Source organism: Streptococcus mitis (assembly GCF_946188375.1).
Taxonomy (GTDB): Bacteria; Bacillota; Bacilli; order Lactobacillales; family Streptococcaceae; genus Streptococcus; species Streptococcus mitis_CX.
The window spans coordinates 51895-65821 of sequence record NZ_CAMHUS010000004.1; the positions used below are offsets into that span (position 1 = coordinate 51895).

Consider the following 13927-nt stretch of genomic DNA (forward strand, 5'->3'; position numbering starts at 1 on the left):
TTATTCCTCCTTTGCAGATGGCTTTTTAATAAAGGATACTCCAAACATAACTGCTAGAATAAGAACAAGACCAATAATAATGCCTGCTTGTGAGCCAAATTGATTCAACATTCCTAAAATAATTCCTGATAGACCAAAATCTGCATCTGAGAAAGTTGACCCTTGGAAACCAAGTCCTCCCAAAACTGGCATTAAAAAGACTGGAAGAAAACTAATTAAAATACCTTGTAAAAATGCTCCAATAGTGGCTCCACGAACACCCCCAGATGCATTCCCGATGACACCTGCAGTCGCTCCACAGAAGAAATGAGGCACAACGCCTGGTAAGATGACAACCGTTCCTGAAGCAATCATAATTGCCATACTTACTAAACCACCAACAAAACTAGAGATAAATCCAATTAGGACTGCATTAGGTGCATAAGTATAAACAATCGGACAATCCAAAGCAGGTTTTGAATTAGGTACGAGACGCTCTGAGATACCTTTAAAGGCTGGAACAATTTCACCCAAAATAAGGCGAACACCTGCTAAAATAACAAATACACCTGCTGCAAATTGACCTGCTAATTGTAAAGCATAAACTAGACCACTTGTACCATTACTGATTTCTTTTTCTATATATTCTGACCCTGCAAAGATAGCTACAATAATGTAAATAACTGCCATAGATAAAGTAATACTAACAGTACTATCACGTAAAAAAGCTAAACTCTTTGGAAATTTAATGTCCTCTGTTGATTTTGATTTGTCACCGATAAGGCTACCAGTAAAACCACTCAACCAATATCCCAAAGAACTGAAATGACCTAAAGCCACCTTGTCATTTCCAGTTAATTGAACCATATATTTTTGAACAAATGCTGGGGAAATACTCATAATAATACCGAGCGCTAATCCTCCTAGTAAGATAAGAGGCAAACTTGTAAAGCCAGCAACTGATAAAATAACCGCAATCATACATGCCATATATAGAGTGTGATGCCCTGTTAAAAAGATATATTTGAATCGAGTAAAACGAGCGATTAAGATATTGAACACCATACCTGCAAACATTATCATTGCAGTAGCTGAGCCATATGTTGTTAAAGCTACAGCTACAATTGCTTCATTATTCGGAACAACTCCAGATAAATGAAAAGCATGTTCAAACATGGTACCAAATGGATTTAAAGAATTTTGTACAATTCCTGCACCACCAGATACAACTAAGAAACCAACAAAGGTCTTAATTCCACCTTTAATAATATCAGGTAATTTCTTCTTCTGAAGAACTAATCCTAAGATTGCAATTAAAGCTACTAAAATAGCTGGTGTACTAACAATATCCAATATGAACTTCATCATGACGCTAGCCTCCTATATAAGTCCTTTTTCTTCACAAAGTTTCGTAATTAATTCTCGTAGTTCATCCATATCAATAATACTATTTAAGATACGAACATCTCCAAGATGACTAGCTGAATCAGCTAGATCACGACCAACAATCCAAATATCAGCAGCATTTGGATCTGCTCCACCTAAATCATAGTGTTCAACTTCTACATCTGAAACATTCAAATCACTCAATACAGATTCAATATTCATCTGTACCATAAAACTTGAACCTAATCCTGAACCACAAGCTGTACCAATTTTTAACATTATTTAATCCTCCTGTTTAATTATCATTTCAATGTCATCATAGTTTTTTGATGATATTAAAGTTTGAACATGATTTTTATCTCTTAAAATTGTTGTTAAATGTGACAAAGCCTTTAAATGACTTTCATTATCAATGGCTGCAATACAAATCAACAATCTTACCTCTTGTTCTGGATTATCCAATAAATAAATCGGTTCTTCCAAAACTAACATTGACATTCCTATTTCATTCACACCTTCATCTGGCCGAGCGTGAGGAATTGCTACTCCCTTCCCTAAATTAATAAAAGGCCCAAACTCTTCTACTTTTTGAATCATTGCCTCAGGGTAGTTCTCAGTTATCTTATCTTGATCCAAAAGTGGTTTAGCTGCTAAACGAATCGCCTCCTTCCATCCTAATTTTTTCGAACTAACCTGATAGGTTTCTTTTGTAATTAATTCTTCTAACAATGGTAACATTTCCTTTCTATTCATTTCTTGATAGAGATATCGCTTTAATGCTAATTTCAACTCTAATTCTTGTGTGATTACACTATATCGTCTTACTATACTAATTATCTGATTCAGCTCAATATCTTGATAACCTGTATCCGGAAAATCTTTTGATACCAATTCAACTAATTGAGTTGTTTGTTCTTCAGTCATCATAACGGAAACTAGATAATTTGGCTTCTCTGTATCCACCTTTATAGTAGAAAAAACCATATCATAGTCACTACTAGTTTTCGCATATAAATCATCAATCTTTGAGGTTCCTATAAACTCAATTTGAGGGAATAATGCTAATAGATTCTCTTTTATCATCAATGAAGAACTAATTCCATTAGGACAGATAATTGCTGCTTTATAACATTTTTGAGGCAAATTGTCTGCTTTCTTTAAATATCCTCCAAAATGGATAACAAAATATGCTGTTTCACTATCAGGTATGGGCTTGTCAATAGCGTCCATCAAGGGAGTCAAAGAACCTTTTACTAGTTCAAATAAATCAGGATAATGTTCTTTAACATGCAACACATATTCATTTGAACTAGGTAAGCCGAACTTTAATCTATAGTAAGCCGGTATAAGGTGGCGGCGAAGATTTTCTCTCAATACTTCTCTTTGTTTAAAATGTAACAAAGAAATATCTTCCATTCTACTTATAATAGCCTCTGTTAATTGATTAAAGTAAACCGGAGCAACATCTACTTCACCTTCAAAGCAACTTGATAATAAAACTGTGATATAGCGATAATCATCCTCTGAAAATACCGTATCTATAATTCCCAAATCAACTACTGTATCCAATAAAATAGTCGTTATATCTTGAATAATAGGAGATACTAGTGTCTCTGAAAGACATACTCTTTCAACATCCCTTTGATACCTACATATAATGAATACTAAACCGAAAAGGCAAACTTTTAATTGATTAACAATAGGTACTATCTGTAGCTTTTCATAATAATCTTTAACTACCTGATCAATCAAATCATAAGTTAATGAATACCCCCAACTGGATAAAACATAATCCAACCCCCAAATCCCTATGGAGGATTCCAGCAACTCACTAACCATTTGAAAAGCTAAACGGTGCTTATTCCACTCTGAACCGTGTAAAGTATAACCTTTTGCTCTACTGTACCCTAGCTCCAAATCATTATCTAACATAATCTTTCTTAATGATTGAATATCAGATAAGGTTGTATTCTTACTTACTTTCAAAAAGTCTTGGTAATGATTATTCGATATAAAATCTAATCGGCAAAAGGTGTAAAGATAGATTAATGCTAAGCGAGTCGACTTTGGTAAAACCAATTCATCCGACTTAATAATATCTGTCAAAGACTGCTTCGTACGATTTGATAAACTATAGCGACCTTGTTTTTTATCCAGCACTATCCCTTTATTAGCTAGATAAGGCACTAAATAATCTATTCCTTCTTTGACTTCCTTTATAGGTAAGCTCACCTTAACAGATAATTCATATAATGATAGCTCACAATGATCCATCAAAGTCATCAAAATAACTAGTGCTCTATAATCAAACATTTCTCTTCCTTTCTAACTACAATTATAGTGTAAAAGTTATAAGAATAAAAGAGTATTTCAGCACAATATAATCTCACTTCCTATAAGTAATTATTGGGCTGAAACTTTTTAGTGATTATTTGTCAACTTTCTATTAATTTTTAAAAACAAAATGATATCATTTAGGTTTTAGTAATATCAACTGAGTAATATCTTCTAATTTTTTCATCTTTTTTTGTCAAGTAACTTTACTTTACAAAAAAAATGTGTTATCCTAGTATGGTTGATGAAAATCAGTAGATTGAATCGAATATAAATACCTAAAGGAGAAATCAAAATGGCAGTACCTGCACGTCGCACTTCAAAAGCGAAGAAAAACAAACGTCGTACCCACTACAAAGTAACAGCTCCATCTGTAAACTTTGACGAAACTACTGGAGATTACTCACGTTCTCACCGTGTATCACTTAAAGGATACTACAAAGGACGTAAAATCGCTAAAGCTGCATCAGCTGAATAATAGAAGGGAGATACCATGCGCGTAAATATTACACTTGAACACAAAGAATCTGGTGAACGCTTGTACCTTACTTCTAAAAACAAACGTAACACTCCAGACCGTCTTCAATTGAAGAAATACTCACCAAAACTTCGCAAGCACGTTGTGTTTACAGAGGTTAAATAAGCACACCTAACTCAAAACGCCTTACTGGGCGTTTTTTGCTTTATTGGTTAGCGATCTATAACTTTTCAGGAGAGATTTATGGCGTTTTATCTTTGGATGTTCCCTCTACTCTTTATCTTTCACGATATGGAAGAAATTATCGGTCTTGTCCCTTGGATTCACCTCAACGAAACCTTGCTGGCTCAAAAGGCTCCAGCTGTTCTCAAGATTCACAAAGGAATTACAATAGAGGGATTTGCCCTTGCAGTTTTTGAGGAATTTATTCTTGTCTTATCCATCACTTTATTAGCGTATGTTACTCAATCTAGAGCGCTCGAATTGGTTTGGTTAGGGGGATTTGTAGCCTTTGCGCTTCATCTCTTGCTCCATATCGGACAATCAATCCTTCTTCGCAAGTATATTCCTGCTCTGATTACTTCTATCCTCTGTTTTCCTGTCAGTGCTTATTTGATTACAGACATCGTACATTTGTGGCAAGTTTCGACTAGCGAATTTTTCCTATTTTCACTTGTCGGTTCAGGCATCGTCGTCATCAATCTCCTCTTTGCTCTCTGGCTTGGGAAAAAATATTCCGTCTGGCTTGTTCATTACCATTAACAAAAGTTCCTTGCAATTTCATTTTGCAGGGAAATTTTTTATCCTCCTTCACAGTTAAGAAGTGTTCTATAGTTTTTTAAGACAAAGCAAAAAGCCCACTGTTGTAGGCTTTCTGTAAGATATATCTTAAAATTAAAGCATTTTGTTGTAGAATTCAACGACAAGTGCTTCGTTGATTTCTGGGTTGATTTCGTCGCGTTCTGGCAAGCGAGTCAATGAACCTTCCAATTTTTCAGCGTCAAATGATACGAATGCTGGACGTCCAAGAGTAGCTTCTACTGCTTCAAGGATTGCTGGAACTTTCAATGATTTCTCACGAACTGAGATCACTTGACCTGGAGTTACGCGGTATGATGGGATATCAACGCGTTTTCCGTCAACAAGGATGTGACCGTGGTTTACGAATTGACGAGCTTGACGACGAGTAGTCGCAAGACCAAGACGGTAAACAACGTTATCCAAACGACGCTCCAAAAGAAGCATGAAGTTGAAACCTAGGATTCCGCCTTTGATTTTTGTAGCTTGTACGAACAAGTTACGGAATTGTTTTTCACCTACACCGTAAGTGAAACGAAGTTTTTGTTTTTCAGCCAATTGCAAACCGTATTCTGACAATTTAGAACGGTTGTTTGGTCCGTGTTGTCCTGGTACGTAGTTACGACGTGCCAATTCTTTACCTGTACCTGTAAGTGAAAGGCCAAGGCGACGAGCTTGTTTCCAAGATGGTCCTGTATAACGTGACATGTGAATGTCCTCCTGATATAAATAATATTTCGGTGGAAATAGTCACTTAGAAAGCCCTGATTCGTGCAGATGCCCTTCGCCTAAACAGCCAAGGTTACTTATCATAAGACACCTGTTGACGAGCTTCATGCTTTCCTGCTGATATTTCACACAAAATCCATTCTACCATGAATGGCTAGATTTGTAAAGGGGTTTTAAGCTTTATTTTCATTGCCAGAGAGATTGAGAACAAGGGTAAAGGTGCTTCCTAGACCGTACTGGCTGCTGACTGTAATTTCTCCACCCAATTGATGGGCCAATTCACGCGCAATCGCAAGTCCTAAGCCATGACCACCTGTTTTCATGTTACGCGAAGTTTCTACACGATAAAGGCGTTTGAAAATATTCTCCAAATCCTCTGGAGCAATGCCCTGCCCCTCATCGGTCACACTGATTGAAAGCTGGTTATTTTCCAGCTTAGCCACCACTTCCAGCTTGGTTCCTGGGGCTGAGTATTTAAAAGCGTTATTGACCAGATTCACCAAGATACGAGAAAGCTTGGCATAATCTCCCTCAATTCGGGCAGACTCAGGAATTACCTGCAAATGAACATCTCGCTCCTCCTGCTCAATCAAGAACTGAAATTCACTCATGCACTCAATCAAGAGCTGGTCCAGAAAAATGCTGTCCTTGCTGGTCGTTTCCACCTGATTTCTAGCTGTGTTTAGGGTCAAAAAATTTAATTCCTCAACCAGTTTATTGAGTCTTTCAGTCTGGCGCCCAATGGTTGCTAGATAATGGTCCTGTTCTCCTTCCTTGATAACCCCATCCAAAATTCCTTCTACCGTCGCTTGGATTGAAGTGATGGGGGTCTTGATATCATGCGAAAGTTGAGCAATCATCAAGCCCTTTTCTCGTTCGCTTTCTTCCAAGGAATCAAATGTCGCCTGCAAATCATGGGACATTTCATTGAAAGCTTGGCCTAATTGTTGAAATTCTACAGGGCCTTGAACCTCCAGATTTGATGGAAAGTCCTTATCCGCTACCCGCTTGGCATGTTCCTTGAGTTTGCCCAATGAAGTAAAGACCGGCGATAGGAGAAAGAGACTAATCCCAGCACCGATAAAACTAGCCACTAGAGTCATACCCACTAGGAAATAAATTTCTCTTTCTTCAATTAGCATTCGCTGGATAGCCCAAAAAACCACGATAATCGTTAGGAGTGTTGAAATGACATACCCCACTAAAATATAACTTTTTAATTTCATTAACTACCTCGTGCTTTCTCAATTTTGTAGCCCAAGCCCCAGACGGTTTTGATGGTGGGTGTTTCTGAACTAGCATGTTTAGCCAACTCCTGTCGAAGAGCATGAATATGAACATTCAAGGTATTGGTGTCATCCACATAGTCTTCTTGCCAGACCTTTTCATAGAGGTCTGTCTTAGAGAAAACCCGCTCTGGATTGCTGGCTAAAAGCCATAGAAGTTCGAAGGATTTGACGGTCAAATCAAGCGCCACATCTCCGACTTGGACCTCATGGCTACCGTGATTCATCCGTAAATCCCCGAGACTGACGACCTCTGTCTCACCTCCACGATGAAGGCGACGCAAGATATTGTGGACACGCAAAACCAGTTCACGAGGGCTAAAGGGCTTGGCAATAAAGTCATCTGCCCCCAAGCTCAGGCCGTAAATCTTGTCCTGCTCACTGGTCTTAGCCGTGATAAAGAGAAAAGGCTGATCTGGAGATTGATACTGAACCTCACTAATCAAATCATAACCATCCATACGGGGCATCATGATATCTGTAATAATCAAATCAATCGGTTTTCGCTTGAAGATTTCTAAGGCCTCTACTCCATCATGAGCCACCAAAACTTGATACCCTGCCTGAACCAGATAGCGTTGATGAATATCTGTGATTTCTACCTCGTCGTCAACGAGTAAAATTGTCTTTCCCATCTGTCTCTCCTTTGAAAAAACAGTGCTATACTACAATAGTATAACACTATTTTAATCGCTTTACGAACATTCTAAACGATATATGGATTTTTCAAATCCTAGATAGAAAGTCTGTAACTAGACTAGTCATTTTCCTCTTTTTTAGCTTTCAAACCGAGGCCGCCTAGAAGTCCGGCCAAAGCTAATCCAAAGAATCCAATAGTAGCCATTGATGTTTGGGCTTCACCAGTATATGGAAGCATGTCTTTTTGGTCTTTCATTTGATCAGTCATCATCGGACTTGATACCTTGTTATTAGATACCATCTTGCCTTCATCAGACATTTTGCTTGAGGCTGCTGGAGCTTGATCTTGTTTCATGCTTGGTGTTGCCATAGGCTGGCTAGCATTCATGGTTTTGTCCTGCTCTTTGTTAGGCATCATCTTATCCTGACTAGTAGCTGGCATTTTAGATTTCATATCATCTTGATTGGCACTAGGCATTTGAGCGTTCATCTTAGACGCATCTTGATGACTATTCATCATTGGAGCCGGCATAGCTGAACCATTAGAAGATGGGACGAAACCTGACTGCATCGGAATCAGAGACTGATGTCCATTCAAGTTCACTGTCAAATCCTTAGTCGCTACGAGGTTGCTCAAATCGGCCTTGCCGTCTTTGGCACCGTACACTTTGATAGTTGCTTTATAACTTTGAGTGCCGTTTTGTTTCAAGAGGTCTAGAAGCTCTTTATCTGATTTACCTTGGGTGCCGGCCAAGTCCACTTCGTAGAAGTAGAGACCTTTGCCCAATTTCTCTACTGGCGGAAGGGCTGGATTTTTTGCTGAACCATTGTCTGACCATGGAGCCTTGTCGGATGCTTTCAAAATCAGACGAGTCAACATACCGTCACCAGCGAAGAACTCGTATGGGATGACTTGATTGACACCGGCTGTGAATGGGCCTGGGAAGTTGGCTTTATCCAAGTAAGTAGCTGGGACGTCTACTGTATCTTTAGTATGGTCAGCTACGCCTTTTTGCACTTCAGCTGGAGTAGTTAAGCCGTTCAAGTTGACATCCAAATCCTTAGTCGCGACGAGGTTGCTCAAGTCTGCCTTGCCATCTTTAGCACCGTATACCTTGATAGTGGCTTTATAACTTTGTGTACCATTTTGTTTCAAGAGGTCAAGAAGCTCTTTGTCTGATTTACCTTGAGTTCCTGCCAAGTCCACTTCGTAGAAGTAGAGGCCTTTGCCCAATTTCTCTACTGGTGGAAGAGCAGGATTTTTGGCTGAACCATTGTCGGACCATGGAGCTTTATCAGAAGCTTTCAAGATAAGGCGAGTTAACATACCGTCACCAGCGAAGAATTCATATGGAATGACTTGGTTGACACCGGCTGTAAATGGACCAGGGAAGTTAGCTTTGTCCAAATATGCAGCTGGGACGTCTACCGTATCTTTGGTATTGTCGGCTACGCCTTTTTGTACTTCAGCTGGTGTAGTTAAGCCATTCAAGTTGACATCCAAATCTTTTGTCGCTACGAGATTTGTCAAATCAGCCTTACCATCTTTCGCACCGTACACTTTAATAGTAGCTTTATAGCTTTGAGTGCCGTTTTGTTTCAAGAGGTCAAGAAGGTCTTTGTCAGATTTACCTTGAGTACCGGCCAAATCTACTTCATAGAAATAGAGTCCTTTGCCCAAGTTTTCTACTGGTGGGAGAGCAGGATTTTTAGCTGAACCATTATCTGACCATGGGGCCTTGTCAGATGCTTTCAAGATCAGACGAGTCAACATACCGTCACCGGCGAAGAATTCATATGGAATGACTTGGTTGACGCCAGCTGTAAATGGACCTGGGAAATCGGCCTTGTCCAAGTAAGTTGCTGGAACATCAACTGTGTCTTTAGTATTATCGGCTACACCTTTTTGAACTTCAGCTGGGGTAGTTAAACCATTCAAATTGACATCTAAATTCTTAGTCGCTACGAGATTTGTCAAATCGGCCTTGCCATCTTTAGCACCGTACACTTTGATAGTTGCCTTGTAACTTTGAGTGCCATTTTGTTTCAAGAGGTCAAGAAGCTCTTTATCTGATTTGCCTTGAGTGCCTGCCAAGTCCACTTCGTAGAAGTAGAGGCCTTTGCCCAAGTTTTCTACTGGTGGGAGAGCTGGGTTTTTAGCTGAACCGTTATCTGACCATGGAGCCTTGTCAGAAGCTTTCAAGATAAGGCGAGTCAACATACCGTCACCAGCGAAGAGTTCGTATGGAATGACTTGGTTGACACCGGCTGTAAATGGACCAGGGAAGTTGGCTTTGTCCAAATATGCAGCTGGAACGTCTACTGTGTCTTTGGTATTGTCAGCCACACCTTTTTGAACTTCGGCTGGAGTGGTTGCTGGTTGAGCTTCATTTGCTTCACGGTCTTGTCCAGTAACTGCAGGAGCAGGATTTGTCGCAGGTTTAACCGCATCTTCTGTTTCTTTCTTAGACTCTGGTTTTGCTTGCACTTCTTCTTTTGGTGCTACTACTTGGTCTTTAGCGGCTACATCCGTTTTTTCTGGAGAGCTTGTAGTATTCAAGCTTGCTTTAGGTGCTGAGTCTGCCTGTTCTGAAGGAAGAGCTGTATCGACTGCTTCTTTGAGAAGTTCTGCTGGCAAGTCGCTCTTTTCACTTACCGAAGCAGCGTCTGGTACGACTTGAGCAGGAGTCGGATTGACCCCATCGGCACGCACCGAACTTGGTTGCCCAACTAGGACAAAGAAGCCACTGGCCACAACAACTGAGGCAACACCGACACTAAGACGGCGGATAGACCAACGAGTATATCTTTGATTTGGATTGAATTTCATAGGATTCTCCTTAGAGTTTTTCTTTATTTGATGACTCTAGTATAATCTCCTAAAATTAAAAAGGATTAAGAAAAAGTTAAAATTTTTCTTAAATCCCTCTTATAAAATACTTATATTAATTAAATCCATAAACAGATTTGGTGATTTGATAGACGACATTGGAAAGTTTGCGAGCTGGCAAGACGGAGTGTTTGGTCAAACGACTCAACATGGTCTTGCGAATGGCCTGAAAGACCTCTGGATTTTCCTGCTGAATATAGGTCCACAGCTCCCGTTTTTTTGCCAGATGCTCCGCTGTTCCAGCTCGGTTGAGCAAGGCACTGGAAATCACCGTCGTAATCTCAATATGATTCAGCAGGTATTCTCGCATTTTTGGGTGGCTTACTTTGGACAAATCAAGCTGGTCTACCAAGAGTCTATTGACCTTGAGCTGCTGGTCAATTCGCTTAATCATCACTTGCTCATTGACAGACTGGTCCTCACGCCCAATCAAATAACGATAGAAATCGACAGGCAAATAGTACATGGTCTTAACCTGCTGAAGGGGGGTAAAGACAAAGAGATTATCGACATAAAAAGTATGCTCAGGCAGTTGGAACTGGCTCGCTCGCAACAAATCTGTCCGGTAAATCAGCGAGTGCATCATGATATACTGGCCTTTTGAGAAATTTCCGACCTGGTCCCAGCCAAAAATCTGCTGGACAGGCAAAACTGACTCGTAACTCATACTCTTCTTACGAGACTGACCTTCCTTTTCATAGACAAAATTGGTCACAAAGGCATCTACCTCTTGACCCTCACTCTCTAGTTCTTGCAAGGTTTCCAAAATTTTCAGGTAAGCGCGAGGATCCACCCAGTCATCACTATCAACTACTTTAAAATAGCGCCCAGAAGACTCAGCCAAACCACGATTGACAGCACCACCATGGCCCTTATTTTCCTGATAAATAGCTCTAACAATGTTAGGATACTTGCTAGCTAAACGCTCAGCTATTTCCTGAGTCTGGTCCTGAGACCCATCATTGATAATCAAAATCTCAACTTGCTCACCACCAATCACTAGCGACTCCACGCAGTAATGAAGATAGGCTGCGGCATTGTAGCTAGGAATGGCGATAGACAATAACTTCATAATCTACTCCTTTAGGGGACTGATTTTTTCTTATACTCTTCGAAAATCTCTTCAAACCATGTCAGCCCTATCTGCAACCCCAAAACAGTGTTTTGAGCAGCTTGCGGCTAGTTTCCTAGTTTGCTCTTTGATTTTCATTGAGTATTACTCTCTCTTATCACTTCTTTCTATTCTACCATAAAGTCCAGATTTTGAATGACTTTTACTGAAATACAAGGTGTTCTGGTATCTATTTGCTATCTTGGACATCAAAAAAGAGGGGATTCCCCTCCTTACGAATTCAATTCTGCTAAGTCGTCTAGATACTGGTTATTGATGACCGCCAAGATATAGGCATCTGCTTTCAAGAGGTCATTAGGCCCAAACTGGACATCCAGTGGTGAATTTTCTTGTTCACGAAATCCTAGGACATTGAGGTTGTATTTGCCACGTAGATCCAGCTGACTCAGGCTTTGGCCTGCCCAAACACTAGGGATTTTCATCTCCACGATAGACACATTTTTGTCCAGCTGAAAGACATCAACATTGTTATGAAAGAGAATGGTCTGCGCTAGGGATTGCCCCATTTCATACTCAGGCGAGATCACCGAGTCGGCACCGATTTTTTCCAGTACCTTCTTGGCTGTCTGACTTTTGACCTTGGCAATAACCCTCGGCACACCCAAACTCTTACAGTGCATTACTGCAAGCACACTCGACTCCAGATTTTCCCCTGTTGCGACCACAACCGTATCACAGGTATCAATACCTGCAGTTCTGAGGAGTTCCTCATCTGTAATATCGCCCACAACTCCACGCGCCAAAACAGGTTCAAATTGATTGATGCGCTCGGCGTGGTCGTCAATGGCAATAATATTCATATCTTGCTTGGCGAGGGCCGTCAGGACACTACTCCCGAAAATCCCCAAACCTAAAATTCCAATCGTACGATCTGACATCATTCTTCCTTTCTTATCCAATACTAATATCTGCTTTCATATACTGAATCAAATCTTTCTTATCAGGCTGGTAGTCAGCTAGACTAACCAGCAAGGTCAAGGGACCGATACGGCCAATAAACATGAGCACCATGATAATGCTAAGAGCTAACTTGCCTAATTCTGGTGTCAGATTTGCCGTTACCCCAACTGTCGCAAGAGCTGAAATGGTCTCAAACATGAGGTAAATAAATCGCGGTGTTCCTTCTGCCGTAATTCCCAACAACATCAAGCCCAACAAGAAGGTCATCAAAAAGATAATGAAGACACTAAAGGATTTTTGGACTGTTCGAGCCTCAATAGTTCTCTGCGCAACATTGGCATGAGGTAAGCCCAGCAATTCACTACGCGCAAAGACCAATAAGACAAAGAGAGTCGTAATCTTGAGCCCCCCAGCCGTTCCTCCAGGCGCCCCACCCAGAAACATCTGTAGGATATAGATAAACAAGGTCACAGGCCGAGCTTGGGTGTAGTCAATAGAGGCAAAGCCAGCTGTTCTCATGCTGACGGTTTGGAAAAAGCTGACCAGCACTTTCTCTGGCACACTGAGATTGCCAATGGTTCCTGGATTGTGCCACTCCGTAAAGAGTGTGGATACTGTCCCAAACAGCAAAATCCCTGCAGTCAAGAAGAGGACTAGTTTGGTGTGGAAACGCAGACGGCGTTTTTTCTTCTTGTCAAACTGGGTTGCCAAGTCAAACCAGACCATAAAGCCAAGACCACCTGTGATAATCAAGCCAGCAATAACCAGATTGATTAAGGGATCCGTCTGAAAAGCCACTAAACTGCTACTGCCGAAATTATCAAAACCAGCATTACAAAAGGCTGAAATGGCTAAAAAGATAGAGGTGAAAATGCCTCGTCCCCAGCCGAACTCAGGAATAAAACGGAAACTTAGTAGAAAGGCACCCAAACCCTCCACTAGAAAAGTCGTCAAAAAGATGGAGCGCATAAAGGCCTTCAGCGACCGAGCCTCCCCGTAACTGAAGCTCTCCTGAATGGTTTCACGACTGCGAAGACTGAGCTTTTGCTTCCCCTGAATATAAAAGACCCCGATAAAAGTCATGAGTCCCAGACCACCGATCTGTATCAAGAGCATACAGATCAACTGCCCCCAGACATTATAGGTAGTAGCCACTGGTTGCGTAAAAAGGCCAGTCACACAGACCATGGACACCGTCGTAAAAAGATGGTCAAAATAAGTGGCCTGAGAACCACTCGCTTGGACAAAAGGCAAACTCAAAAGGAGAGAGCCTATAAAAATAACTCCAGCGAAACTTAAAAAGATGCGACGAGCTGGCGAAAGTCCGCCCAAGGCTCTCTCAATTTTTTTCACAAATAATTTGAATAACATACATC

Annotated in this window: 13 protein-coding genes; 3 read left to right on the plus strand and 10 right to left on the minus strand. The window is 40.6% G+C overall.

Annotated elements, in window-relative coordinates:
- Genes N8M16_RS05365 through N8M16_RS05375 form a run of 3 tightly spaced genes read right to left on the minus strand, consistent with a single transcriptional unit; the run spans window position 1 to window position 3678 of the window.
- Window positions 1-1347 (minus strand): PTS ascorbate transporter subunit IIC, encoded by a 1347-nt coding sequence (locus N8M16_RS05365; RefSeq protein ID WP_261069762.1) that lies wholly within the window; start codon window positions 1345-1347, stop codon window positions 1-3.
- 12 nt (window positions 1348-1359) lie between these two features.
- The gene (locus N8M16_RS05370) at window positions 1360-1644 is read right to left on the minus strand and encodes a PTS sugar transporter subunit IIB (protein ID WP_000912476.1); all 285 of its coding nucleotides are present in this window, start codon (window positions 1642-1644) and stop codon (window positions 1360-1362) included.
- 3 nt (window positions 1645-1647) lie between these two features.
- Window positions 1648-3678: a BglG family transcription antiterminator gene (locus tag N8M16_RS05375; RefSeq protein WP_261069763.1), complete on the minus strand. Its 2031-nt coding sequence runs from the start codon at window positions 3676-3678 to the stop codon at window positions 1648-1650.
- A gap of 316 nt (window positions 3679-3994) precedes the next feature.
- Between N8M16_RS05375 and rpmF the strand changes: the two genes are divergently transcribed.
- The 3 genes from rpmF (at window position 3995) to N8M16_RS05390 (ending at window position 4939) form a co-directional block, all read left to right on the plus strand.
- Entirely contained in the window at window positions 3995-4177 is a 183-nt protein-coding gene (gene rpmF / locus N8M16_RS05380) for a 50S ribosomal protein L32 (RefSeq protein WP_000290417.1), read from the plus strand.
- 15 nt (window positions 4178-4192) lie between these two features.
- Window positions 4193-4342, plus strand: a complete 150-nt coding sequence (gene rpmG, locus N8M16_RS05385) for a 50S ribosomal protein L33 (RefSeq protein WP_001265622.1) — start codon at window positions 4193-4195, stop codon at window positions 4340-4342.
- Window positions 4343-4420: 78 nt separating this feature from the next.
- Window positions 4421-4939 carry an HXXEE domain-containing protein gene (locus tag N8M16_RS05390; RefSeq protein WP_261069764.1) on the plus strand — a complete coding sequence of 173 codons (519 nt, stop codon included), beginning with the start codon at window positions 4421-4423 and terminating at the stop codon, window positions 4937-4939.
- 132 nt (window positions 4940-5071) lie between these two features.
- On the opposite strand, the gene rpsD is transcribed toward N8M16_RS05390, so the two are convergent.
- From rpsD to N8M16_RS05425, 7 genes are all read right to left on the minus strand, one after another.
- Complete coding sequence (gene rpsD, locus N8M16_RS05395; protein ID WP_000092756.1) at window positions 5072-5683, minus strand: 30S ribosomal protein S4; 612 nt, start codon at window positions 5681-5683, stop codon at window positions 5072-5074.
- Window positions 5684-5877: 194 nt separating this feature from the next.
- On the minus strand, window positions 5878-6930 hold the full coding sequence (locus tag N8M16_RS05400; RefSeq protein ID WP_033685332.1) for a sensor histidine kinase: 1053 nt from the start codon (window positions 6928-6930) through the stop codon (window positions 5878-5880).
- Window positions 6930-7625 carry a response regulator transcription factor gene (locus N8M16_RS05405; protein WP_000520651.1) on the minus strand — a complete coding sequence of 232 codons (696 nt, stop codon included), beginning with the start codon at window positions 7623-7625 and terminating at the stop codon, window positions 6930-6932. The genes N8M16_RS05400 and N8M16_RS05405 overlap by 1 nt, the downstream gene beginning before the upstream one ends.
- Before the next feature lie 122 nt (window positions 7626-7747).
- Window positions 7748-10459: an SSURE domain-containing protein gene (locus N8M16_RS05410; protein WP_261069765.1), complete on the minus strand. Its 2712-nt coding sequence runs from the start codon at window positions 10457-10459 to the stop codon at window positions 7748-7750.
- Window positions 10460-10574: 115 nt separating this feature from the next.
- Window positions 10575-11591, minus strand: coding sequence for a glycosyltransferase family 2 protein (locus tag N8M16_RS05415; RefSeq protein WP_261069766.1), 1017 nt, complete (start codon window positions 11589-11591; stop codon window positions 10575-10577).
- 272 nt (window positions 11592-11863) lie between these two features.
- A complete protein-coding gene (locus N8M16_RS05420; RefSeq protein ID WP_001283909.1) occupies window positions 11864-12529 on the minus strand; it encodes a potassium channel family protein in 666 nt (221 codons plus the stop codon).
- Between the two features lie 13 nt (window positions 12530-12542).
- A complete protein-coding gene (locus N8M16_RS05425; protein ID WP_261069767.1) occupies window positions 12543-13922 on the minus strand; it encodes a TrkH family potassium uptake protein in 1380 nt (459 codons plus the stop codon).
- Window positions 13923-13927: the final 5 nt, after the last annotated feature.